Here is a 22,944-nt window from a genome sequence, read left to right as displayed (position 1 = left end):
TTATTCCTCTTCCGTAACAGTCGGTTGAACGACTTGTTCTAACGCCGATGTTGCGTTCGGGATGTTGTCGTCATCTTCATCTTTCATTTCAACTTCTTCATCGTCCGCAGACATCATCTTGACTTCCATACCGAGCGCTTGGAGCTCTTTGATCAAGACGCGGAACGACTCAGGAACGCCCGCTTTCGGAACGCTCTCACCTTTCACGATGGCCTCGTATGCTTTCACACGACCAACCGTGTCATCCGACTTGATTGTAAGAATCTCTTGGAGCGTGTAGGCTGCGCCGTACGCTTCAAGTGCCCATACTTCCATCTCACCGAAACGCTGTCCACCGAACTGTGCTTTACCACCGAGCGGTTGTTGCGTGACGAGCGAGTATGGTCCTGTCGAACGAGCGTGAAGTTTATCATCAACCATGTGCGCGAGTTTGATCATATACATGACACCGACCGAGACGCGGTTATCGAACGCTTCACCAGTACGACCGTCATAGAGACGAGTCTTGGCATCTTTGTCCATTCCAGCTTCTTCAATCGTTGCCCATACGTCTTCCTCACGCGCACCATCGAATACAGGTGTCGCCACTTTGATGCCGAGCTTTTTAGCCGCCATTCCAAGGTGGAGTTCGAGTACCTGACCGATGTTCATCCGTGATGGTACACCTAGTGGGTTAAGCATGATGTCAATCGGTGTGCCGTCCGGCATGTATGGCATGTCTTCTTCAGGGAGAATGCGCGAGATAACACCTTTGTTACCGTGACGTCCCGCCATCTTATCCCCTTCGTGAATCTTACGTTTTTGAACGATGTAGACACGAACCATTTGGTTCACGCCTGGTGAGAGTTCGTCACCGTTTTCACGATCGAACACTTTGACGTCCAAGATGATGCCGTCGCCGCCGTTTGGTACACGGAGTGACGTATCACGGACTTCACGTGCCTTCTCACCGAAGATTGCGTGCAAGAGACGCTCTTCCGCCGTCAATTCAGTCACACCTTTAGGCGTAACTTTACCGACGAGGATATCGCCATCCTTGACTTCCGCACCGATGCGGATAATCCCACGGTCGTCCAAGTTGCGAAGTGCGTCATCACCGACGTTTGGAATATCACGTGTGATTTCCTCAGGTCCGAGTTTCGTGTCGCGTGACTCTGATTCGTACTCTTCGATATGAATCGACGTGTACACATCATCTTTCACGAGGCGTTCACTCATGATGATCGCATCCTCATAGTTGTAACCGTCCCATGTCATGAAGGCGACGACGACGTTACGACCGAGCGCGAGCTCACCCATATCCATCGACGGTCCGTCAGCAAGGATTTCTCCTTTTTCGACACGGTCACCAGCAGCGATGATCGGCTTCTGGTTGTAGCATGTCCCTTGGTTCGAACGGACATACTTTTGAAGTTTGTAGCGGTCAAGGTCACCTGATACCTCAGAACCGTTCACGTCAGACGTGCGGCGGACTAATATTTCGCGTGCTGTGACACGCTCGACGACACCTGGGAATTTCGCGATAATCGCGGCCCCAGAGTCTTTCGCTGACACGTACTCCATCCCAGTACCGATAATCGGTGAATCTGGTTGAAGAAGTGGTACAGCTTGACGTTGCATGTTCGCTCCCATGAGGGCACGGTTCGAGTCATCGTTCTCAAGGAACGGGATACATGCCGTCGCAGCAGAAACAACCTGTTTCGGCGAGACGTCCATGTAATCGACTCGGTTCGGCTCAACTGACAAGTTTTGTCCGCGGAAACGGCAAAGGACTTGTTCGTTGGCGAATCCGCCTTCTTCTGTGAGCGGCATGTTCGCCTGAGCGACGACGTAGAGATCTTCTTCATCCGCCGTCATATATTGAATCTCGCTCGTGACGAGACCTGTTTCAGGGTCGACTCGACGGTACGGAGCTTCAATGAAGCCGTACTCGTTTACTTTCGCATAAGACGAAAGCGAGTTGATGAGACCGATGTTTGGTCCCTCCGGCGTTTCGATTGGACACATCCGACCGTAGTGCGAATAGTGAACGTCTCGAACTTCGAAGCCGGCACGCTCACGTGTCAAACCACCCGGTCCAAGTGCAGAGAGACGACGCTTGTGCGTGAGCTCTGCGAGCGGGTTTGTTTGGTCCATGAACTGTGACAACTGCGAACTACCGAAGAACTCTTTTAGCGACGCGATAACTGGGCGAATGTTGATTAACGCCTGTGGTGTGATCGCGTTTTGATCTTGAATCGACATCCGTTCTTTAACGACACGTTCCATACGAGAAAGCCCGATCCGGAATTGGTTTTGGAGAAGTTCTCCGACTGAACGAAGACGACGGTTTCCTAAGTGGTCAATGTCATCTGTTGTTCCGACTTCGTGTAATAAGTTAAAGAAGTAGTTGATCGATGCGATGATATCAGCCGGTGTGATGTGTTTCACGCTGCGGTCGATATTGCCGTTACCGATAATGTTCAAGATACGCTCTCCATCTGGGTCATCTGGTGAGATTACTTTGATCGATTGAAGACCGAACGGTTCACCTTCAGCGACGCCGCCTGTCGGCTCAGCATCCATATAACCGAGGCCGTTCTCCAAGTGTGGAAGAACGCGGTCAAGGTTGCGACGATCGAGGACAGTTCCAGCTTCGGCGATGACTTCGCCTGTTTCTGGGTCAACGAGCGTCTCGGCCAATTTTTGACCGAAGAGACGGTTTTTAAGATGAAGTTTTTTGTTCATCTTATAGCGACCGACGTTTGCAAGGTCGTAACGTTTTGGGTCGAAGAAACGAGAAACGAGAAGTGACTTCGCGTTCTCAACCGTTGGTGGTTCACCAGGGCGGAGACGCTCGTAAATTTCGATTAACGCTTTTTCTGTTGATTCTGTATTATCTTTTTCAAGGGTGTTACGAAGATACTCGTCATCCCCGAGAAGGTCGATAATCTCTTGGTCCGTACCGAAACCGAGGGCACGCAACAACACCGTTACCGGGATTTTGCGGGTACGGTCAATACGAACGTAAACGATATCTTTGGCATCTGTCTCAAGTTCGAGCCATGCACCACGGTTCGGAATAACAGTCGCTCCGAAGCCACGCTTACCGTTTTTATCGAGTTTCGCGTTGTAATAAACGCTTGGTGAACGAACGAGCTGGGAAACGATAACGCGTTCTGCACCGTTAATGATAAACGTTCCCGATTCTGTCATGAGCGGGAAATCCCCCATGAACACTTCTTGTTCTTTGAGCTCACCTGTCTCTTTGTTTTGCAAACGTACTTTTACGCGCAATGGCGCAGAGTAAGTTACGTCTCGCTCCTTCGACTCATCGATCGAATACTTCGGCTCACTGAGCGAATAGTCGATGAACTCGAGCACGAGGTTTCCGGTGAAGTCGGAGATTGGCGAAATGTCCGTAAACATCTCTTTCAATCCTTCACGCAAGAACCACTCGTAAGAAGCAGTTTGAATTTCAATCAAATTCGGAAGCTCTAATACCTCACTGATACGGGCAAAGCTTCTTCTCTGACGGTGACGACCGTACTGAACAAGTTGACCAGTCAACTGATTCACCTCTCAGACCCCCAATTCTCTATCGAATTTTTCGGGCGTAATAATCGAACATTGTCATTGAATGTCGCCTCTTTTCCGCGTCTAAAAAGCGGCAAACGCGGCAGTTCAAAGCGAATTCCATTCCAATGGCATTTTATAATGTTAGCATATACGTTATAGCGAGTCAACAAGACTTCACCGTTTGTCAAGAGCGAATTGCCCGGAAAATGAAATAGCCCTTTTCTTTCGCAACCGACTCGACTTGACCGAACACATCTTCAAGCAACTTCTTGGCAGAAGGCGCTCCTTGTTTCTTTTGAATAACGACGTAGAGCGCTCCACCTACGACAAGGTGTGTATACGCATCGCGCAAAATCGTGTGGACCACTTGCTTCCCGGCCCGAATCGGCGGATTGGTCACGATTGCGGCGAACTGTTCATCACCGACTCCGTCATAAGCGTGGCTGAGTCGCGTCTCAATCGTCACCCCATTTTGGGCGGCGTTTTGCTCTGACAAGGCAAGCGCTCGCTCGTTCACGTCGACGAGGAGTGCTTCACGCCCAGAGGCGTCGGCAAGCGAGATCCCCATCGGACCGTAGCCGCAGCCCACATCTAAAATGCGTCCTTCAACATCAGGCACTTCAAATGATTCGATTAAGAGACGTGACCCAAAATCGACCGATCCTTTCGAGAACACGCCGCGGTCCGAGGTGAAGCGATATGTCTTCCCTCGCAACTCAAACGTCCATGTCTCAGGGGCACTTTTCGAACTAGGGTCGTTCGTATAGTAATGATCTCCCATGCATTGAACCTCCTAACCCACTCTTCAAGGAAATAAAAGAAGCTCGCCATAGCGAGCTTCTATAGGTTGTAGAAGTAAAAGTTAGATTACTTAACTTCGACAGTTGCGCCAGCTTCTTCAAGCTTAGCTTTGACTGCGTCTGCATCTTCTTTAGAAACGCCTTCTTTGACTGGAGCTGGAGTTCCGTCAACGAGTGCTTTCGCTTCTTTAAGACCGAGGCCTGTAAGTTCACGTACCGCTTTGATGACGTTGATTTTACCAGCGCCAGCGTTTGTGAGGATTACGTCGAATTCAGTTTGCTCTTCAGCTACTGCTGCGCCTGCACCTGCAACTGCTACTGGAGCTGCTGCTGATACGCCGAATTCTTCTTCGATTGTTTTTACGAGTTCGTTAAGTTCGAGAACCGTCATTGATTTGAGGTCTTCGATGAATTGCTCTTTGTTGAAAGCCATTATGGTTTTCCTCCTTTGATGTTGTAAAGATTGGTTTTTATTACGCTACGAGACAAAAATTAAGCAGTTTGCTCTTCTTTTTGTTCTGCGATTGCGTTTGTTGCGACTGCGAGCCCACGGATTGGAGCTTGAAGTACGCTGAGAAGCATCGAGAGAAGACCTTCGCGTGATGGAAGTTCTGCAAGGGCTTTAACTTCTTCAAGTGAAGAAACTTTGCCTTCGATGATTCCGCCTTTCAATTCGAGCGCTTTGTGCTCTTTCGAGAAGTCGTTCAAGATCTTCGCTGGAGCTACAACGTCTTCGTTCGAGAACGCGATTGCTGTAGGGCCAGTGAAGACTTCGTCAAGACCTTCGAAGTTCGACTGAACTGCTGCGCGGCGAAGGAGACCGTTTTTGTATACTTTGAACTCGATTCCAGCGTCACGGAGTGATTTACGGAGTGTAGTCACTTCTTCAACTGTAAGTCCACGGTAGTCAACAACGATTGTCCCAACGCTTGCTTGCATTTTCTCAGCGATTTCATCGACGAGTGCCGATTTCTGAGATACGATTTTTTCGCTTGCCATGTGTTTGCACCTCCTAGTCAATTCTTATACCGGACGAGAGGCTGCTCTTCAAAAAGAAATCCCTCGTATGAAGACATACGAGGGCGTAATTGTTTGAAAGTAAACCTGTGACAACAGGCTCAAGTTCGAGCAAAGACACCTCGGAAGGGTTTACGGACCGATGTCCACCTTCTGTCTACGGTAATCCAACATATTCGGTTGAACGTGTATTACTTTAACAGCGGTATCACACGTTGTCAACAGTTTATTTCAAGTAGATTACTTGATGAAGTCGGCAGTCGCGACACGGATCCCAGGACCCATTGTCGAAGAAAGCGCGATGTTTTTAAGGTAAGTTCCTTTTGCAGTAGCAGGCTTCACTTTCATGAGCGTCTCGATGATTGTCTCGATGTTCTCAGTAAGTTTAGTTGCTTCAAACGATTTCTTACCAACTGGTACGTGAATGTTACCGGCTTTATCAACGCGGTACTCTACTTTACCAGCTTTGATGTCCGCGATTGCTTTCGTCACGTCGAACGTAACTGTGCCTGTTTTCGGGTTAGGCATGAGGCCTTTTGGTCCGAGAACGCGACCAAGTTTACCAACTTCGCCCATCATGTCAGGTGTCGCAACGATAACATCGAAGTCGAACCATCCTTGTTGGATTTTAGTGATGAACTCAGAGTCACCGACGTAGTCAGCGCCAGCCGCTTCAGCTTCTTTAACTTTTTCGCCTTTTGCGAAGACGAGAACTTTTTGTGTTTTACCAGTACCGTGTGGAAGTACGACGGCACCGCGGATTTGTTGGTCCGCTTTCTTCGGATCTACGCCGAGACGGACAGCAACTTCGATTGTTTCATCGAATTTAGCAGTAGCTGTTTTTTGAACGAGTTCTACGGCCTCAGTGAGTTCGTATGACTTCATGCGATCAACAAGCTTAGCTGCTTCTTGGTGTTTTTTACCCATGATTCTTTTCCTCCTTGTGGTTAGCGGAATTTCCTCCCACATAATGAAGGGATTGAAGGTGAGCATAATATTCACCGACAATCCCAGAGACTAATAAATTAGTCTTCGATTACAATACCCATACTACGCGCAGTACCTTCAACCATAAGCATCGCTGTTTCAACAGACGACGCGTTAAGGTCAGGCATTTTAAGTTCAGCGATTTCGCGAACTTTATCACGCTTAACCGTTGCTACCTTCTTACGGTTTGGTTCACCAGAACCGCTCTCGATACCAGCAGCTTTCTTCAAAAGAACTGCAGCTGGTGGAGTTTTCGTAATGAATGTAAACGAACGATCTTCGTATACCGTAATGACTACAGGAATAATCAATCCGGCTTGGTCTTGTGTACGAGCGTTGAACTCTTTACAGAATCCCATGATGTTAACACCTGCTTGACCAAGTGCTGGTCCTACTGGTGGTGCTGGGTTAGCTTTACCAGCTGGGATTTGAAGTTTAACGAGTTTAGTAACTTTTTTCGCCACGAGACACACCTCCTTAAGTCTAAAATGTGGTTTCTTGGACGTTGTGCGCCCTCCCACTCAATCTATTAGGTCGAGTTTGTACCGAAATAAAGCACAACATCAAACATTTCCGATTGTACCATCCGTTCCCGAGAATGGCAAGTGGGTTTAGTTAATTTTCTGAACTTGTTCGAAATCAAGTTCAATTTTTGTTTCACGGCCGAACATGTCAACGACAACTTTGAGCTTCTCTTTCTCGGTTTCGATTTCATCAATCGTACCTTCAAAGTTCTCAAATGCGCCTTCTTTGACACGGACGAGGTCGCCGAGTTCGTAGTTGTAACGATCTTTCTTCTCGATGAGACCCATCTGTGACAATACGTTCGTCACTTCGTCCGGTTGAAGCGGAATCGGCTTAGCGCCGCCCCCCGTCGAACCGAGGAAGCCGGTGACGTTCGGCGTGTTCCGAACGACATACCATGAATCATCCGTCATGATCATTTCGACGAAGACGTAACCTGGGAAGCTTTTCACTTCTTTTTCTTTAATCTTCTTCTCGCCACTCTTGAGAGTGACTTCTTCTTGCGTTGTTTCAGTCGGAACGAGGACGCGGAAAATTTTATCTTCCATGTTCATCGAACCGATTCGACGTTCTAGGTTTTCTTTGACGTTGTTTTCAAATCCAGAATACGTCTGGACAACAAACCATTGTTTCTCCACGGCTTTCACCTCTTTCCTTAGTTAATCAATAGGTTGACGAGATAACTGACACCAGTATCTACGCCGAACACGAACAGGCCGACCACGACGACCGTCGCGATGACCGTGATGGTATATTTTGTGAGCTCTTTACGAGTCGGCCAACTCGTTTTCTTTAACTCTTTCCATACATCGCGCAAAAAGTTCATGATAGCTTCCTCCTACGTTGAATGCCAATCTACATTACTTTGATTCTCGATGTGTCGTATGTGCATTGCAACGACGACAGAACTTTTTCAGTTCGAGCCGCGTCGTCACGTCGTCTTGCTTGACGGTCGAATAACCGTTCGACCCGCAATCCGAACACGCGAGACTTACTTTCTTTGCCATTCATAAGCGCCCCTTTCGACAGCTCTCCCACTAAAAAAGAGCGAAAAAAAAACGCCTCCTGTAAATGGCGTCTACGGACAAGGCGCTGCCTTAAAAGTATCACATAGGAGGCTTGCGGTCAATATCGGTTAGCTCGTCAGCGTTTTGACGTCGACATGCCGCTCAAACTTTTTCTTCACGCGCTGTAGCGCGTTATCAATCGACTTCACGTGACGGTCGAGGTCGTCTGAGATTTCTTGATACGAACGGCCGTCCAAATAAAGACGTAACACTTTTCGTTCCAAGTCACTCAGGAGCTCTTCCATCTTTTCTTCCATGAACAGTTGCTCTTCACGCGTGACGAGCAAATCTTGCGGGTCTGTCGGATGCGGCGGCAAAATCACATCAAGAAGCGTCCGGTCCGACTCGTCGTCAAAAATCGGCTTATCGAGCGAGACGTAAGAGTTGAGCGGAATATGTTTTTGACGCGTCGCCGTTTTAATGGCGGTGATCATTTGACGCGTGATGCACATCTCAGCAAAACTTTTGAACGAAGCGAGCCGTTCGTCCCGATAGTCCCGAACCCCTTTATACAGACCGATCATCCCTTCTTGGACGATATCCTCATGGTCGGCACCGATTAAAAAATAAGACCGTGCCTTCGCCCGAACGAAATATCGGTAACGTTCAATCAAAAACTCAAGAGCGTCGCTATCCCCTTCGTTACGCGCAAGAAAGACGAGCTCTTCGTCGGACATGTTTTCAAACTGCTCGTATGGCCATCCGTTCATGTTTCCTACCCCCCGGCGATTGATGAACTTATGTAAGTTTGTGCTCTCATTATAGGCGCCGTTTAAAACGACCGTCAAATAAAATTCTAAAAATTCCGTCAATTACAATTCGTGTAACTCATACATGTAATAGTATACAACATTTCTTTCCAAAAAAATGTCAAATTAAAAACAAAGACGAGTCCATTTCATGAACTCGTCCGTGAGTTTCGTCACCGCTTCATTTACGACGACGAATTTCTTCCAATCGGGCCCACACATCTGGCGTGAGGTCGATTGTTTTTCGGTTGGATCGGTCCTGCTCAAGCGCCGACCGCTCTTGGTCGATTAACTGCTGCGCTTGTTTCCAATCTTTGAGCAGTTCGGCCGCGGGCACGCGGAGGGCGCCTTGACCGAAGATGACCCATTGCTCGGTGAAATCGTTCGTCGCGACGAATAACGTGACGAGACGATCATCGACGAGTTCATGGGCCCGCCGCTCAATCCATTCGTCCGCGGTCTCGTTCTCTTTCGTGTAGATGACCGCGATCCGACTCTGTTTCGCTTTCGACTCTCGTCCATAACGCATATGCGCATCGAAGACAATCGTCACTTCACGACCTGTGACCGCCTGATACTCGGCCATCGCTTCAATCAAGTCGGTACGTGCCTTCTCAAAATCGATGTCGCGCAGTTTGCGAAGGTGTGGCCAAGCGCCAATGATGTTATACCCATCCACGAGGAGCAGTTCCCGTTTCTTGATACTCATGACAATGGGTTACGTGAGCGGTGCACTTCATACAATAGAAGCGCGGCCGCGACCGAGGCGTTCAGCGATGTGACATGACCAACCATCGGCATATGGACGAGGAAGTCACACGACTCCCGCACGAGGCGGCTCATCCCTTTGCCCTCACTACCGATGACAACGACGAGCGGCATGTTCCCATCGAGGCGGCGATAATCTTGGCTCTCGCTCGCGTCCGTCCCGACGACCCATAGTCCTTTCTCTTTCAACTCTTCAAGCGTCCGCGTCAAGTTCGTGACGCGTGCGACCGGGATATACTCAATCGCACCCGTCGAGGCTTTCGCCACCGTCTGCGTCAATCCAACCGAGCGGCGCTTCGGAATGATGATTCCGTGGGCTCCGACCGCATCCGCCGTCCGAAGAATCGAACCGAGGTTGTGCGGGTCTTCGAGCTCATCGAGCAAGATGAAGAGCGGCGTTTCACCTTTCGACTCAGCGAGTGCGAACATGTCTTCAACCGACTTATATTCGTAAGCGGCGACCGCGGCGACAACGCCTTGGTGATGTTCACTGCCGGCCATCTTCTCGAGTTTCGTCTTCGGGACGAATGAGATTTGGACCGACGCCTCGTTAGCCATCCCGATGATTTGGGCGAGTGGCCCTTTCTGTTGGCCTTCCATGATGAAGACCTTGTTCATGTCACGTCCGCTCCGGAGTGCTTCCATGACCGGGTTGCGCCCGTATAAAAAATCGATTCCTTCTTCCATCACATCGACTTCTTGGTAGTCCGGACGTTCTAGTTTCTGACGTTGCGGACGGTCGTTCCGTTCACCACGTGGGCGGTCATTCCGTTCGCCGCGTGGACGATCGAATGAGCGTTGCTCCCTTGCTCCGTCATGTCGTTTCGAATGACTCGGTTTCGAGCCATGCGAACGCTTGTTCGATGAGTTCTTCAAGACGATCCCTTCTTTCCATTAGATATGTGTAACCAATCAATGCTTCGAACGCGGTCGAGTAGCGATACGTATGAACATCTGTCCGCTTTGGGATTGAACCAGATTTCGCGTTCTTCCCGCGGCGGACAACGGCCGTTTCATCTTCGCTCAAGATGCCTGTCTCGAGCCAGTGGGTCACGACCCCAGCCTGGGCGGCCGCATTTACGTAGCGAATGGCGCCGCGGTGGAGATCGTTCGGCTTCGTCATCCCTTGTCCGAGCAGTCGTTTGCGTACCGCCATCTCATAGACGGCGTCCCCCATATAGGCGAGGGCGAGAGCGTTCAGTTGAGGAGCCTGTTGCTTCATAACCGCTTCCACCGCACCCCTTGGGCCGTATCTTCGAGTTGAATGTTCTGGTCTTTCAAGAGGTCACGAATCTCATCGGCACGCGCGAAGTTTCGCTCCGCCCGGGCCGTGTTCCGCTCTTGAATCAATTGATCGATTTCCGCGTCAAGCAGTTCCACTTCGTTCGCAATCGTTAAACCGAGCACGCCCGTCAACTCTTCGAACAGGGCGATCACGTGTTCCAACGTCGTTTTCGAGACGTGGTCCGCCTTTGCGTAGATATTGGCTTCACGCGCCAAGTCGAATAAGACCGTCACCGCGTTCGCCGTATTGATATCATCATCCATCGCTTCGATGAACGTGGTTTTAATTGTCGCGAGCTTGCGTTCCATCGCTTCACTCGGTTCTTCAAGACCAGCTGTGACCGACAGGCGGTACGCGACGTTTTGGTATGCTTCCTTGATGCGATCCCATCCGTTCGCCGCTTGTTCAATCAACTCACGACTGTAGTTGATCGGATGGCGATAATGGACCGACAACATGAAGAAGCGGAGCACCATCGCATCGACTTCTTTCAACGCCTCATGGACGAGTAGGAAGTTGCCGAGCGATTTGGACATCTTCTCGTTCTCGATATTGATGAATCCGTTATGCAGCCAATAGTTGGCGAACTTCGTATGGTTGCACGCCTCCGATTGGGCAATCTCGTTCTCGTGGTGCGGGAACTTCAAGTCATGGCCCCCGGCGTGAATGTCGATCGTCGTGCCAAGGTGTTTTTTCGCCATCGCTGAACACTCGATGTGCCAGCCTGGACGACCTTGTCCCCATGGACTCTCCCATGCCGGCTCACCTGGTTTCGCGGCTTTCCACAAGACGAAATCGAGCGGGTCTTCTTTCTTTTCCCCGACGTCGACACGTGATCCCGCGCGTAAGTCTTCAATCGACTGCTGGCTCAATTTGCCATACGTCTCAAACTTACGCGTCCGGAAATAGACGTCCCCGCCTGCTTCATACGCAAAGTCCTGCGTCTCGAGTTCGCGGATGAATGTGATAATCTCTTCCATCGTGTCCGTGACACGTGGATGGACGTCCGCCGGCAATACGTTCAAGGCACCCGTGTCTGCCAAATACGCGTCGATATACCGATTCGTCAACGTACCGACGTCTTCTCCGAGCTCATTGGCGGTCCGAATGATTTTATCGTCGACATCTGTAAAGTTGAGGACGTATTTGACGTCATAGCCTCGATACGTCAAGTAGCGGCGGACCGTATCAAAGGCAATCGCTGGACGAGCATTGCCGACGTGAATGTAATTGTAAACGGTCGGTCCACATACATACATCGACACTTTCCCAGGTACGATTGGTACAAACGGCTCTTTTTTATTCGTGAGGCTGTTGTAAAACTGAATCATGTGTATTCTCCTCCATCCGTTTCTCTAATGAAGCAAGTTTGTCTTCTAGCTGAGCGACGGCACGTTCCAGCCGCTCTTGGCACTCGCGGTCCGGGTCGGGGAAGCGGTGATCGAGATCATGCTGCTTAACCCGTTCGCCGTTCCGGATGACGACCCGGCCTGGAATCCCGACGACCGTCGAGTCGGATGGGACGTCTTTTAAAACGACAGAACTCGCCCCGATTTTGACGCAATCGCCAATCGTGATATTGCCGAGCACTTTCGCCCCGGCCGAGATGAGGACATCATTCCCGATCGTCGGGTGACGTTTCCCTTTCTCTTTTCCCGTTCCGCCGAGCGTCACGCCCTGATAAATCGTTACATTGTTACCGATAATCGCCGTCTCACCAATGACGATGCCAAACCCGTGATCGATAAAGAGACGTTCACCGATGACCGCACCGGGATGAATCTCAATTCCCGTCAACCAACGGCTCGTCTGCGCGATTAACTTCGCCATTAACTTGACTTTGCGCGTCCATAGACCGTGCGCGATTCGATGTGCCCACAGGGCGTGTAACCCTGGATAGGTCAAGACGACCTCTATTTTTGATCTTGCGGCCGGGTCGAGTTCGAGCACGTTTCGTATATCGGCGCTCACACTTTTCCAAAATCCCATAATTGTTCTCCTTTTCCATATCAAAAACAAAGACGCCCCTGTGCCAAGGCACAGAGACGCCGTAAGCGCGGTTCCACTCTGTTTGGGAAAGTTCCCCTCTCATGTCTCGTTAACGCCGAGTCGCGGTCCCGACTACGTATCGCCGGAACGGCTCCGAGGTGCACTTCGACGGGGGACGCTTCTAGAACTTCCAGCCTAGGTTCTAGTCTCTGTTAAGTGTCATACCGCTTACTTTCCTCATCGTTGCCTTTAAGCTAATAATGTTGTGAGACGTGCCAAGACACGCTCTTTGCCAATTAGTGAAATGGCGTTCGGAAGCTCTGGTCCGTGCGTCTGCCCGGTCGTCGCGACCCGGATCGGCATGAACAAGTTCTTTCCTTTTTGGCCAGTCGCCTTTTGTGTCGCTTTCGTCGCTGCTTTGACGGCTTCCGGTGTGAAGTCTTCGATTGCTTCAAGTTGAGCCTTGAATTCGGCGAGGACAGCCGGTACCGTTTCTCCAGCGAGGACCGCATTGGCCTCTTCGTCGTATTCGACCTCGTCTTTAAAGAACAGGTCCGTCAACGTCACGATTTCAGCACCGTGTGTCATTTGTTCTTTATAGAGGGCGATCAACGCTGTCGCCCAATCGGCTTGTTCTATCGACAAGGCGTTCGGTAAACGTCCTGCTTCTTGTAAGAATGGTAAACTGAGTGCCACCACTTCGTCAAGCGAAGCCTGTTTCATATAGACGCTGTTGATCCAAGCAAGCTTCTGTTGGTCAAAGACGGCCGGGCTCTTCGACAAACGACCCGCATCAAACATCTCGATGAACGCTTCTTTCGTGAAGATCTCCTCTTCTCCGACCGGCGACCAACCGAGGAGCGAGATGAAGTTAAAGAGTGCCCCTGGAAGGTATCCGAGATCAGCGTACTGCTCGATAAACTGAATGATCGACTCATCACGCTTCGATAACTTCTTATGGTTCTCGTTATAAATCAATGTCATATGACCAAACGCCGGATAGTCCCAACCGAGTGCATCATAGACCATCATCTGTTTCGGTGTGTTGGCGATATGATCATCCCCGCGCAACACGTGGCTGATTTTCATCAAGTGATCGTCGACGACGACAGCGAAGTTATACGTCGGGATGCCGTCCTGTTTGACGATGACCCAGTCGCCGAAGTCTTTCGACTCGAACGAGACGTCGCCTTTGACGACATCGGTCCACTTATATGTGACCGACTCTGGTACACGAATCCGAATCGACGGTTTACGTCCTTCGGCTTCGAACGCAGCTTGCTCTTCGTCGCTCAAGTTACGATGTGCACCTGAATACCGCGGTGCCTCGCCGCGCGCGATTTGCGCTTCGCGTTCCGCCTCGAGTTCTTCAGACGTCATATAGCATTTATAGGCGAGTCCGTTGCTCATCAACTCGTTCACGTATTTATTGTAAAGGTCGAGTCGTTCCATTTGGAAGTAAGGACCATGATCGCCGCCGCGACCTGGACCTTCATCCCAATCGATTCCGAGCCATTCCAAATACTTCATCTGACTCTCGACACCGTTCTCCACGTTCCGTTTTTGGTCCGTGTCCTCGATTCGGAGAATCATCTTCCCGCCGGCATGGCGAGCATACAAATAGTTAAATAGCGCGGTCCGGGCGTTCCCAATATGAAGGTGACCCGTCGGACTCGGCGCATAGCGTACGCGCACTTCACTCATAATATTTCCACCTTTCTTCTCTTCTGCCCAAATAGTATACCACTTTTGTCAAGCGCGGTTGAGCAGGATGACCGCCTGGGCGGCAATTCCTTCTTCACGTCCGGTGAAGCCTAGCTTTTCAGTCGTCGTCGCTTTGACGTTCACTTGGCTGATGTCTGCCTCGAGCAACTCGGCGATGACCGCTCGCATATCGTCGATGTACGTGCGAAGCTTCGGCCGCTCCGCCATCACTGTCGCATCGACGTTGCCGAGCACATAGCCTTCCGCTTTGACGAGTTGCCAGACGTGCTGCAACAACACTTTCGAGTCCGCGTCCTTAAATTCCGGGTCCGTATCCGGGAAATGCTTGCCGATATCCCCCGCCGCAATCGCTCCGAGCGCTGCATCGGCAATCGTATGCAACAAGACGTCCGCATCCGAGTGGCCAAGCAGGCCGCGGTCGTGTGGAATCTCGATTCCCCCTAAAATGAGCGGACGCCCTTCGGCGAACGCATGTACATCAAATCCTTGTCCGATTCTCATCGATAGTCCTCCTTCGTTAAAATCGCTTCACCAAATAATAAATCTTCCGGGGTCGTCATTTTAATGTTGTGGTAATCCCCCGGGATAATCGTCACCCGTTGCCCGGTCCATTCGAATAGACTGGCATCATCCGTGCCGATAAAACGAGCAGCTTCTGCCCGCTCATGGGCGGCTTGAATGGCGCCTGCCGGAAACGCTTGGGGCGTCTGCGCCAACCATAGTGCCTCACGCGGCACCGTCTGCGTGATGTGTCCGTCCATCACTTGTTTCACCGTATCTTTGACCGGAACAGCGAGAATCGCCCCTGCCGTCTTGGCCGCTTCGGCGATGGCATGAAGTTGGTCAAGGCGCACAAATGGCCGTGCCCCGTCATGAATCAAGACGACATCTTCGGGATTGACGACTTGCAATCCGGCTCGAACGCTCTGTTGTCGTTCTTCCCCACCCGTCACATATGTAATCGGGGTTTGGACATGACGCAACTGCTGCTCGAACCACGCTTGCTCCTCAGGACGCACCGCGAGCACGATGCGCGCGCACCATGCATCTCTCGCGAACGCTGCCACGGTCCACACGATAATCGGTTTTCCTTGCAGCGTCAGCATCAACTTATTCTCATCGGCTCCCATCCGCTTTCCTTTTCCTGCGGCCGGAATGACAACCGTATAGCGTACCATTCCATTCACCCCTTTTCGCGAAAAAAGAGAGCGCCGATGCGTCTCTTTTTCCACTTATTTATTCAGGACGAGCAAAAATCATGCGGCCAGCCGACGTCTGAAGCACGCTCGTGACGACAACAGGTAACGTCTTCGAGATCAGCTTGCGCCCACCTTCAACGACGACCATCGTGCCATCTTCGAGATAGGCGACACCTTGATTTTGTTCTTTTCCTTCTTTAATGACCGTCACGACCATCTCTTCTCCTGGAATGACGATCTGTTTGACCGAGTTGGCCAAATCGTTAATGTTCAATACTGGGACGTTCCGAACTTCACACACTTTGTTCAAGTTGTAGTCGTTCGTGACGACGATGCCTTTTTTCAATTCGGCCAACTTGATCAATTTGATATCTACTTCGGCGACGTCTTCAAAGTCCCCATCGTAGATTTCCACTTCGATCCGGTCGTTGTCTTGTAACTCTTTTAAAATATCAAGACCGCGACGGCCCCGGTTACGCTTCAGCGTATCCGACGAGTCCGCAATATATTGAAGCTCACCGATGACGAACTGCGGCACGATGAGTGTCCCTTCGATGAAACCGGTCTTCGAGATATCAGCGATTCGACCATCGATGATGACGCTCGTATCCAAAATTTTATCGTTAGAGCGGCGCAATGGTTCCGCGGCCGGCTTCTCTCGTTCACTTTTGACGAACAGTTTAATCCATTCATTCCGCTTCCGGTAACCGACGGCAAAGCCGAAGTAACCGAACAGAGCGGTCACAAAAATCGGTACAATCTTGCTGAGCAAGAAGATATTCGTCACTTCTAACGAGACGCTGATCAAAAAAGCGATCAACAAACCAATAATCAATCCGATCGAGCCAAACAAAATATCGCCGACCGGCAAACGGACAAGCCGTTCTTCGATAAAACGGATAAATTTAACGACCCCATCGGTCAAGAACAAACTAAGAATGAAGAAGATAAGTCCACCAATCAAACTAGCAACGTAAGGAATCGTCAACCAAGCCGGTACACTCACACCAAGGTCGCCTAATAGCAACATCGCTTCGATAATTCCAAACCAACCGACGACGAGTCCGATCAATATAAATCCGATTCGTACAGCAATCTTCACTCATTCCACCTCCTTTATTATGAATTAAAATTTCAAGAAATTAACACTTTCATTGTAACACGGTTCTTTTGAAAGCGTTCGTTACAAAGCGTTAAAAACTGCCGGAAGCGCCCCGTCAGAACGGGATAGCGAGTTGGAGCGCTTCATCGACAGTACTGACACCGACGACATCGATACCAGGCGGGGCTGTCCAGCCCCCGAGGTTGTTTTTCGGAATGATGGCCCGGGTGAAACCAAGCTTGGCCGCTTCAGCGACACGTTGCTCAATCCGTGACACCCGCCGTACCTCACCGGTCAATCCGACTTCGCCGATACATACATCCGTTGGACGGGTCGGACGGTCCCGGAAGCTTGACGCGATCGAAATACAGATGGCCAAGTCGATGGCCGGTTCGTCCAATTTAACGCCCCCGGCCGCCTTCAAATAAGCGTCTTGCGTTTGGAGCAAGAGACCTGAACGCTTCTCGAGCACGGCCATGAGAAGGGCGACCCGGTTCTGGTCAATCCCGGTCGCCATCCGGCGCGGGTTCCCGAACGAGGTCGGCGAGATGAGTGCCTGTAACTCGACGAGCACGGTCCGCGTCCCTTCCATCGATGCGACGACGGTGGAGCCCGAGACGCCAGCAGTTCGTTCTTCCAAGAAGATTTCAGACGGGTTGAGCACTTCTTCGAGCCCGCCTTCTTTCATTTCAAAGATGCCAATCTCGTTCGTCGAACCGAACCGGTTTTTGACGGCACGTAAAATTCGGAACGTATGGTGACGCTCCCCTTCGAAGTAAAGGACCGCATCCACCATGTGCTCGAGCAGACGAGGACCGGCAATCGAACCTTGTTTCGTCACGTGACCGACGATAAAGACGGCCACTCCTCGCGTTTTAGCGATTTTCATGAGCGCTGCCGTACATTCCCGGACTTGGGCGACACTACCTGGCGCCGATTGGATTTCATCCATATAAACGGTTTGAATCGAGTCGATGATGACGAACCCCGGTTCTTCTTCATCGATGACTCGTTCAATCATCAACATGTCCGTCTCTGCGAGGACATATAAGTCTTCAGTCGGCAGACCGAGCCGTTCGGCTCGGAGTTTCGTCTGTTTGAGCGATTCTTCCCCGGAAATATAGAGCACTTTCCGTCCACTATGAGCCAAATGGGCACTCACTTGGAGGAGAATCGTCGACTTCCCGATTCCCGGGTCCCCACCGACGAGGACGAGCGAGCCTGGGACAATACCGCCACCGAGCACCCGGTCAAACTCTTGACTGTTCGTATGGACGCGCGTCTCTTCTTGCGACACGACGTCCGACAGACGTTCTGGCTTCAACTGTCTCGAGGAGCTATGGACGAATGCGGCTCCCCGCTTCGCCTTTTTCTCTTCGACAAATTCTTCGACGAGCGTATTCCACTCGTTACAACCTGGGCAACGTCCCATCCATTTTGCGGATTCGTATCCGCATGACTGACATACATACTTCGTTTTAATTTTTGCCATGATGTTCCTTTCCGTCTAAAAAAGCCCCCTCACACGAGAGAGGGAGCCTTGTAGTTACTGAACGACACCTTCATTACGGACGACGAATTCGCCATCTTGTACATCGAGCGCCACTTTGCTGCCTTTTGTGATGCTGCCACTGAGCATCGCTTCTGAGAGTCGGTCCTCAACCTCACGCTGGAGCGCACGGCGGAGTGGACGAGCCCCGTATTCCGGATCGTACCCGACTTCGGCGATTTTCTCGAGCGCCGATTCCGTCAAGCTGAAATCAATCCCTTGTTCTCCGAGACGTTTTGTAAGTGTCTCGGCCATAAGTTTGACGATTTCTTGGATGTGTTCTTTTTGGAGCGAGTGGAAGACGGTGATTTCGTCAATCCGGTTCAAGAACTCAGGACGAAACGCCTTCTTCAACTCTTCCATAACTTTATCTTTCATTTCCGTATGTTCACGCTTCACGTCATCTTCAACCGTGAACCCGACGTACTTGTTCCGTTTGAGCGCTGCCGCACCGACGTTTGACGTCATGATGATGACCGTGTTCCGGAAGTCGACCGTACGCCCTTTCGAGTCGGTCAAGCGACCGTCATCGAGCACTTGGAGCAAGATGTTGAACACTTCAGGGTGAGCCTTTTCAATCTCATCAAGCAAGATGACCGAATATGGCTTGCGGCGAACTTTCTCTGTCAATTGACCGCCCTCTTCATAACCGACGTAACCTGGAGGCGATCCAACGAGACGACTCGTCGCGTGTTTCTCCATGTACTCCGACATGTCGATTCGGATGATGGCGTCTTCGTCACCGAACAACGCTTCAGCTACAGCACGAGCCAGCTCGGTTTTCCCGACACCAGTTGGTCCGAGGAAGACGAACGAACCAATCGGACGTTTCGGATCTTTCAATCCAGCACGTGCTCGGCGAATCGCCCGCGAAATCGATTTAACGGCTTCATCTTGACCGATGACTCGGCCGTGGAGAATTGATTCGAGTTTGAGGAGACGGTCTGTCTCTTCTTCAGCAATCTTCGTCACAGGTACTCCTGTCCAGTTGGCGACGACTTGCGCGATGTCTTCTTTCGTTACTTCGAGTTTTTCGTTCCCTTGCTTATTCTGCCATTCCGATTTGAGCTGTTCGAGTTCATCTCGAAGTTTCTGTTCGGTATCGCGTAGTGAGGCAGCCTTCTCGAACTCTTGACTCTGTACAGCCGAATCTTTTTCTTTGCGAATCGACTCAAGACGAGCCTCGAGTTCTTTCAAGTTCGGCGGTGCCGTGAATGAGCGAAGTCTTACTTTCGAAGCAGCCTCATCGACGAGGTCGATCGCTTTATCTGGAAGGAAGCGGTCCGAGATGTAGCGGTCCGAGAGAACAACGGCCTCATGAATCGCTTCATCTGTGATTGTGACGCGATGGTGCGCCTCGTAACGGTCACGTAACCCGAAGAGAATTTGTTCTGCCTCATCCGTCGTCGGTTCATTGACTTGAATTGGTTGGAAGCGACGTTCGAGCGCGGCATCCTTCTCGATATATTTACGATACTCATCGAGTGTCGTCGCACCGATACATTGAAGTTCGCCACGTGCGAGTGACGGTTTCAAAATATTCGATGCATCGATGGCGCCTTCTGCACCCCCAGCACCAATTAACGTATGCAACTCGTCAATGAAAAGAATGACGTTCCCAGCTTGGCGAATCTCATCCATCACTTTTTTCAAACGATCTTCAAATTCACCGCGGTACTTCGTTCCAGCGACGAGTGTACCCATATCGAGCACCATGACGCGTTTATTCCGAAGTGTTTCCGGTACTTCATTGTTGATGATCTGTTGGGCGAGCCCTTCGACGACTGCCGTCTTCCCGACCCCTGGTTCCCCGATGAGGACCGGGTTGTTTTTCGTCCGGCGTGATAACACTTCGATGACACGTTGAATTTCGCCTGAGCGACCGATGACCGGATCAAGACGGGATTCTCGCGCTTGCTGTGTCAAATCACGAGCTAAGCCGTCAAGCGTCGGTGTAGCAGCACTTGTACCTGGTTGTGATGCATTAGCTGACGACTCAGTGTTTCCTAAGAGCTGGAGCACTTGCTGACGCGCCTTCGTCAAGCTGATCCCAAGGTTGTTCAAGACTCGAGCTGCTACCCCTTCTCCTTCGCGAATGACGCCGAGGAGAATGTGTTCAGTCCCGACATAAGAGTGACCAAGTTTCCGTGCTTCATCCATCGATAGCTCAATCACTTTTTTCGCACGTGGCGTATAGTGAATCGTCGATCCGTTTTCTGAACCTCGTCCGATGAGTGCCTCCACTTCTTGCTGAATCTTTTCAGACGTAAGTCCGAGAGCGAACAGTGCCTTAGCGGCAATCCCTTCTCCCTCGCGAACAAGTCCGAGTAAAATGTGCTCCGTACCGATATTATGATGGCCAAGCCGTACTGCTTCCTCTTGTGCTAAAGCTAATACGCGCTGAGCTCGTTCTGTAAATCGACCAAACATCATTGACAAAACCTCCTTAAAGTTGGATCAAACTAACCCATGATCTAACGTTCGACGAACGAGCGTCGCACGTTCGCGATCTCGTTCTTTCGTAGATAATGTTTTCCCGAAATGCTTTTGTAGGAAACCTGATTGAAGCTTTACAATCAATTCGTGAAACTGAGGTGGACTCCAATCCGATAAAATACCCAGGTCACTCGCCAAGTGAAGATCGGATAGGCGTTCGACAGCTTCTGTTGACGATAGCAGTTTTGCATAACGTAAAATCCCATACGAGCGATAAAACTGATCTTCTAACTCGTCCTGGTTGCGAGCCAATAACTCTTCGCGGGCTTGTCGCTCTGCCTGAATGACTTGTTCCGTAATCTCCATGAAGTCGGTTAACAGTTGGGTTTCATGGCTCCCTAACGTGCGTTGGTTCGATAATTGGAACAGTCGCCCCGCCGCATCACTGCCTTCCCCGTAACGTCCCCGAATCGTATATCCGAGCTTCCGAAGTTCTTTTAGAATAGGAGTTATCCGTCCGGTCAACGTCAGTCCTGGTAGATGAAGCATCACCGAGGCTCGTAGACCCGTCCCGATATTACTCGGACATGTTGTCAAATAACCTAGCTGTTCATCAAATGCGTAAGGAAGGGACTCCCCACAGAGAGCATCGACACGTCTTGCCAGTTCGAAAGCCTCTTCTACTTGATAACCTGGGAGTAGAGTTTGAATTCGTAAATGGTCTTCTTCATTGATGAGTACGCTGATCGTCTCATCATCACTTAAAAAGACGGCACTTTGTTCTTTCGCGGCAATCGTAGGGCTAATCAAATGCTTTTCAACGAGCGCTTGTCGGGTCACCTGATCATAAGCACCCATATGCAAATACTCAAAACCTTGCAATCCTCCAAGTGACGCTTCAATCCGTTCACAAAGTTGTTGCTGTCCTTCCTCCGATAATACAGGAGAAAAGACGGTGTCTTTTAAATTGCGCGCTAGACGAATGCGAGTCGAGATGACCAAATCATCTAACTTGGCTCGCTCTCTCATTTTAGGACCAAGTGGATGTTTAAGATAAGACTCCATCACGCCTCACCTCGCCCTTTCAATTGATTGATCTCTTTTTTCAGCCTGGCTGCGCGTTCATAATCTTCTTGTTCGACGGCTCGTTCCAACTCCCCTGCTAACTTTGCAAGTCGCTCTTCGATTCGCTCGTCGGGAGTCCGTAACGCATCTGGCATCGAACCTACATGTTCATCATGGCCTTGTTGATACTGACGTGTGATTTTAATCAATTCTTCGCGAAAGACGGTATAACAAGTGGTACAGCCCGCTTTTCGAAGATGAGCTAATTCAGTTTGTGTCAATTGACAGCCCGGGCACCGTTTCACAGCTGGTACGTAACCTGCCATCAGTTCAACTGTACATTGACGACATAGTCGTCTCGTCACCGGTATCCCGTTCTCGACTACTTGGATCTCATTGATGGCAGGTCGCCGTTTGCATCGTTCGCATAACATCTCTTTATGCCTCCGTCGGTCAATGGTAACTAAGTAACTTCATTAATGCGAGTAACTGTTGTCTTCGAATCAAGTGACGATCGTCAGCGTGTAACCCAAGCGCTTCATCAGACAATAAATGATACAACAAGCGCACTTCCCGCTCACTCAACATCCCTTCTTCAAATAAGCGAATCAAGATGTTCTCGACAAGCTGTTCGGAAAGACGAGGATGGTCTTGTAAAATATCCATCAAGCTGACCAACACGTCTTGCTTTTCATGTAAAATTACGCGGCGAATGCGAATATATCCCCCGCCCCCACGCTTACTTTCGACAAGATAGCCCTTCTCGACCGTAAAGCGCGTATTAATGACGTAGTTGATTTGAGACGGAACACATTCGAAACGCTTGGCAATATCTTGCCGTTTAATCTCGATTGCTTCGGCCTGGCTCTCCTTCAGCACTTGTTTTAAATACTGTTCGATTACATCCGATATGTTTCTCATCTCCACCACCCTCTGACCATCTTTGACTTTTGACTATATTCTATCATTGATTCAAAAAAAGGCAAACGAAAAGCGATGTCGCAACTGCGACACCGCTTTAAACAGAAAAGACGACCGAGCGGATGCTCGATCGTCTTTCGCGTTGGCCTGGCAACGTCCTATCCTCACAGGGGGAGACCCCCAACTACTTTCGGCGCTGAAG

Annotated in this window: 24 protein-coding genes and 2 other annotated features; all 24 genes read right to left on the bottom strand. The window is 50.4% G+C overall.

Going from position 1 to position 22,944, the window contains the following annotated elements; translation table 11 throughout:
• The 24 genes from rpoB to M467_RS23200 all read right to left on the bottom strand — a co-directional run bounded on the left by rpoB (window position 1) and on the right by M467_RS23200 (window position 22,742).
• Window positions 1-3,549 carry a DNA-directed RNA polymerase subunit beta gene (rpoB, locus tag M467_RS23305; RefSeq protein ID WP_029594427.1) on the bottom strand — a complete coding sequence of 1,183 codons (3,549 nt, stop codon included), beginning with the start codon at window positions 3,547-3,549 and terminating at the stop codon, window positions 1-3.
• A 193-nt stretch (window positions 3,550-3,742) separates the two neighbouring features.
• The gene (locus M467_RS23300; protein ID WP_021066597.1) at window positions 3,743-4,339 is read right to left on the bottom strand and encodes a class I SAM-dependent methyltransferase; all 597 of its coding nucleotides are present in this window, start codon (window positions 4,337-4,339) and stop codon (window positions 3,743-3,745) included.
• 86 nt (window positions 4,340-4,425) lie between these two features.
• Complete coding sequence (rplL, locus tag M467_RS23295; protein ID WP_021066596.1) at window positions 4,426-4,791, bottom strand: 50S ribosomal protein L7/L12; 366 nt, start codon at window positions 4,789-4,791, stop codon at window positions 4,426-4,428.
• A 59-nt stretch (window positions 4,792-4,850) separates the two neighbouring features.
• A complete protein-coding gene (gene rplJ, locus M467_RS23290) occupies window positions 4,851-5,357 on the bottom strand; it encodes a 50S ribosomal protein L10 (RefSeq protein ID WP_021066595.1) in 507 nt (168 codons plus the stop codon).
• Window positions 5,358-5,402: 45 nt separating this feature from the next.
• Window positions 5,403-5,556: a sequence feature (ribosomal protein L10 leader region), on the bottom strand.
• Between the two features lie 59 nt (window positions 5,557-5,615).
• Window positions 5,616-6,302 carry a 50S ribosomal protein L1 gene (gene rplA, locus M467_RS23285; RefSeq protein ID WP_021066594.1) on the bottom strand — a complete coding sequence of 229 codons (687 nt, stop codon included), beginning with the start codon at window positions 6,300-6,302 and terminating at the stop codon, window positions 5,616-5,618.
• A gap of 98 nt (window positions 6,303-6,400) precedes the next feature.
• Window positions 6,401-6,826, bottom strand: coding sequence for a 50S ribosomal protein L11 (gene rplK / locus M467_RS23280; RefSeq protein ID WP_021066593.1), 426 nt, complete (start codon window positions 6,824-6,826; stop codon window positions 6,401-6,403).
• A 147-nt stretch (window positions 6,827-6,973) separates the two neighbouring features.
• Window positions 6,974-7,525, bottom strand: a complete 552-nt coding sequence (gene nusG / locus M467_RS23275) for a transcription termination/antitermination protein NusG (protein WP_021066592.1) — start codon at window positions 7,523-7,525, stop codon at window positions 6,974-6,976.
• Window positions 7,526-7,542: 17 nt separating this feature from the next.
• The gene (secE, locus tag M467_RS23270; RefSeq protein WP_021066591.1) at window positions 7,543-7,713 is read right to left on the bottom strand and encodes a preprotein translocase subunit SecE; all 171 of its coding nucleotides are present in this window, start codon (window positions 7,711-7,713) and stop codon (window positions 7,543-7,545) included.
• 34 nt (window positions 7,714-7,747) lie between these two features.
• Complete coding sequence (gene rpmG, locus M467_RS23265; RefSeq protein ID WP_021066590.1) at window positions 7,748-7,894, bottom strand: 50S ribosomal protein L33; 147 nt, start codon at window positions 7,892-7,894, stop codon at window positions 7,748-7,750.
• 128 nt (window positions 7,895-8,022) lie between these two features.
• The gene (gene sigH / locus M467_RS23260; RefSeq protein ID WP_021066589.1) at window positions 8,023-8,664 is read right to left on the bottom strand and encodes an RNA polymerase sporulation sigma factor SigH; all 642 of its coding nucleotides are present in this window, start codon (window positions 8,662-8,664) and stop codon (window positions 8,023-8,025) included.
• A 220-nt stretch (window positions 8,665-8,884) separates the two neighbouring features.
• Window positions 8,885-9,412 carry an NYN domain-containing protein gene (locus M467_RS23255; RefSeq protein ID WP_021066588.1) on the bottom strand — a complete coding sequence of 176 codons (528 nt, stop codon included), beginning with the start codon at window positions 9,410-9,412 and terminating at the stop codon, window positions 8,885-8,887.
• Entirely contained in the window at window positions 9,409-10,158 is a 750-nt protein-coding gene (gene rlmB, locus M467_RS0115945; protein WP_029594424.1) for a 23S rRNA (guanosine(2251)-2'-O)-methyltransferase RlmB, read from the bottom strand. Before rlmB ends, M467_RS23255 begins: the two co-directional genes overlap by 4 nt.
• 127 nt (window positions 10,159-10,285) lie before the next feature.
• A complete protein-coding gene (locus tag M467_RS23250; protein ID WP_021066586.1) occupies window positions 10,286-10,693 on the bottom strand; it encodes a Mini-ribonuclease 3 in 408 nt (135 codons plus the stop codon).
• Window positions 10,690-12,087: a cysteine--tRNA ligase gene (gene cysS / locus M467_RS23245; protein ID WP_021066585.1), complete on the bottom strand. Its 1,398-nt coding sequence runs from the start codon at window positions 12,085-12,087 to the stop codon at window positions 10,690-10,692. Before cysS ends, M467_RS23250 begins: the two co-directional genes overlap by 4 nt.
• Window positions 12,056-12,745, bottom strand: coding sequence for a serine O-acetyltransferase (cysE, locus tag M467_RS23240; RefSeq protein ID WP_021066584.1), 690 nt, complete (start codon window positions 12,743-12,745; stop codon window positions 12,056-12,058). Before cysE ends, cysS begins: the two co-directional genes overlap by 32 nt.
• A gap of 49 nt (window positions 12,746-12,794) precedes the next feature.
• Window positions 12,795-12,998, bottom strand: a binding site (T-box leader).
• Window positions 12,995-14,452, bottom strand: coding sequence for a glutamate--tRNA ligase (gene gltX / locus M467_RS23235; protein ID WP_200860061.1), 1,458 nt, complete (start codon window positions 14,450-14,452; stop codon window positions 12,995-12,997). (Overlaps the previous feature by 4 nt.)
• 45 nt (window positions 14,453-14,497) lie before the next feature.
• Window positions 14,498-14,971, bottom strand: a complete 474-nt coding sequence (gene ispF / locus M467_RS23230) for a 2-C-methyl-D-erythritol 2,4-cyclodiphosphate synthase (protein ID WP_021066582.1) — start codon at window positions 14,969-14,971, stop codon at window positions 14,498-14,500.
• Window positions 14,968-15,648: a 2-C-methyl-D-erythritol 4-phosphate cytidylyltransferase gene (gene ispD, locus M467_RS23225; RefSeq protein ID WP_021066581.1), complete on the bottom strand. Its 681-nt coding sequence runs from the start codon at window positions 15,646-15,648 to the stop codon at window positions 14,968-14,970. The genes ispF and ispD overlap by 4 nt, the downstream gene beginning before the upstream one ends.
• A 58-nt stretch (window positions 15,649-15,706) precedes the next feature.
• Window positions 15,707-16,771 carry a PIN/TRAM domain-containing protein gene (locus M467_RS23220; protein WP_021066580.1) on the bottom strand — a complete coding sequence of 355 codons (1,065 nt, stop codon included), beginning with the start codon at window positions 16,769-16,771 and terminating at the stop codon, window positions 15,707-15,709.
• Window positions 16,772-16,886: 115 nt separating this feature from the next.
• Window positions 16,887-18,263: a DNA repair protein RadA gene (radA, locus tag M467_RS23215; RefSeq protein WP_021066579.1), complete on the bottom strand. Its 1,377-nt coding sequence runs from the start codon at window positions 18,261-18,263 to the stop codon at window positions 16,887-16,889.
• Window positions 18,264-18,317: 54 nt separating this feature from the next.
• Window positions 18,318-20,753, bottom strand: coding sequence for an ATP-dependent protease ATP-binding subunit ClpC (gene clpC / locus M467_RS23210; RefSeq protein ID WP_021066578.1), 2,436 nt, complete (start codon window positions 20,751-20,753; stop codon window positions 18,318-18,320).
• A 24-nt stretch (window positions 20,754-20,777) separates the two neighbouring features.
• The gene (locus tag M467_RS23205; protein WP_021066577.1) at window positions 20,778-21,821 is read right to left on the bottom strand and encodes a protein arginine kinase; all 1,044 of its coding nucleotides are present in this window, start codon (window positions 21,819-21,821) and stop codon (window positions 20,778-20,780) included.
• Window positions 21,821-22,255 (bottom strand): UvrB/UvrC motif-containing protein, encoded by a 435-nt coding sequence (locus tag M467_RS0115940; RefSeq protein WP_029594416.1) that lies wholly within the window; start codon window positions 22,253-22,255, stop codon window positions 21,821-21,823. The genes M467_RS23205 and M467_RS0115940 overlap by 1 nt, the downstream gene beginning before the upstream one ends.
• 19 nt (window positions 22,256-22,274) lie before the next feature.
• Window positions 22,275-22,742: a CtsR family transcriptional regulator gene (locus M467_RS23200; RefSeq protein WP_021066575.1), complete on the bottom strand. Its 468-nt coding sequence runs from the start codon at window positions 22,740-22,742 to the stop codon at window positions 22,275-22,277.
• Window positions 22,743-22,944 lie beyond the last annotated feature (202 nt).

The organism is Exiguobacterium chiriqhucha RW-2 (genome assembly GCF_000416965.1).
In the GTDB taxonomy this organism is placed as follows: domain Bacteria; phylum Bacillota; class Bacilli; order Exiguobacteriales; family Exiguobacteriaceae; genus Exiguobacterium; species Exiguobacterium chiriqhucha.
Note: the sequence above shows the minus strand (reverse complement) of the source record. Positions and strands in the feature narration are given on the sequence as shown.

What these genes read in the sequence shown, in the direction of transcription:
- M467_RS23300 (WP_021066597.1), bottom strand. Translation starts at nt 4,339, where the DNA reads ATGGGAGATCATTACTATACGAACGACCCTAGTTCGAAAAGTGCCCCT.
- rplL (WP_021066596.1), bottom strand. Translation starts at nt 4,791, where the DNA reads ATGGCTTTCAACAAAGAGCAATTCATCGAAGACCTCAAATCAATGACG.
- rplJ (WP_021066595.1), bottom strand. Translation starts at nt 5,357, where the DNA reads ATGGCAAGCGAAAAAATCGTATCTCAGAAATCGGCACTCGTCGATGAA.
- rplA (WP_021066594.1), bottom strand. Translation starts at nt 6,302, where the DNA reads ATGGGTAAAAAACACCAAGAAGCAGCTAAGCTTGTTGATCGCATGAAG.
- secE (WP_021066591.1), bottom strand. Translation starts at nt 7,713, where the DNA reads ATGAACTTTTTGCGCGATGTATGGAAAGAGTTAAAGAAAACGAGTTGG.
- rpmG (WP_021066590.1), bottom strand. Translation starts at nt 7,894, where the DNA reads ATGGCAAAGAAAGTAAGTCTCGCGTGTTCGGATTGCGGGTCGAACGGT.
- sigH (WP_021066589.1), bottom strand. Translation starts at nt 8,664, where the DNA reads ATGAACGGATGGCCATACGAGCAGTTTGAAAACATGTCCGACGAAGAG.
- M467_RS23255 (WP_021066588.1), bottom strand. Translation starts at nt 9,412, where the DNA reads ATGAGTATCAAGAAACGGGAACTGCTCCTCGTGGATGGGTATAACATC.
- rlmB (WP_029594424.1), bottom strand. Translation starts at nt 10,158, where the DNA reads ATGGAAGAAGGAATCGATTTTTTATACGGGCGCAACCCGGTCATGGAA.
- M467_RS23250 (WP_021066586.1), bottom strand. Translation starts at nt 10,693, where the DNA reads ATGAAGCAACAGGCTCCTCAACTGAACGCTCTCGCCCTCGCCTATATG.
- cysS (WP_021066585.1), bottom strand. Translation starts at nt 12,087, where the DNA reads ATGATTCAGTTTTACAACAGCCTCACGAATAAAAAAGAGCCGTTTGTA.
- cysE (WP_021066584.1), bottom strand. Translation starts at nt 12,745, where the DNA reads ATGGGATTTTGGAAAAGTGTGAGCGCCGATATACGAAACGTGCTCGAA.
- ispF (WP_021066582.1), bottom strand. Translation starts at nt 14,971, where the DNA reads ATGAGAATCGGACAAGGATTTGATGTACATGCGTTCGCCGAAGGGCGT.
- ispD (WP_021066581.1), bottom strand. Translation starts at nt 15,648, where the DNA reads ATGGTACGCTATACGGTTGTCATTCCGGCCGCAGGAAAAGGAAAGCGG.
- radA (WP_021066579.1), bottom strand. Translation starts at nt 18,263, where the DNA reads ATGGCAAAAATTAAAACGAAGTATGTATGTCAGTCATGCGGATACGAA.
- clpC (WP_021066578.1), bottom strand. Translation starts at nt 20,753, where the DNA reads ATGATGTTTGGTCGATTTACAGAACGAGCTCAGCGCGTATTAGCTTTA.
- M467_RS23205 (WP_021066577.1), bottom strand. Translation starts at nt 21,821, where the DNA reads ATGGAGTCTTATCTTAAACATCCACTTGGTCCTAAAATGAGAGAGCGA.
- M467_RS0115940 (WP_029594416.1), bottom strand. Translation starts at nt 22,255, where the DNA reads ATGTTATGCGAACGATGCAAACGGCGACCTGCCATCAATGAGATCCAA.
- M467_RS23200 (WP_021066575.1), bottom strand. Translation starts at nt 22,742, where the DNA reads ATGAGAAACATATCGGATGTAATCGAACAGTATTTAAAACAAGTGCTG.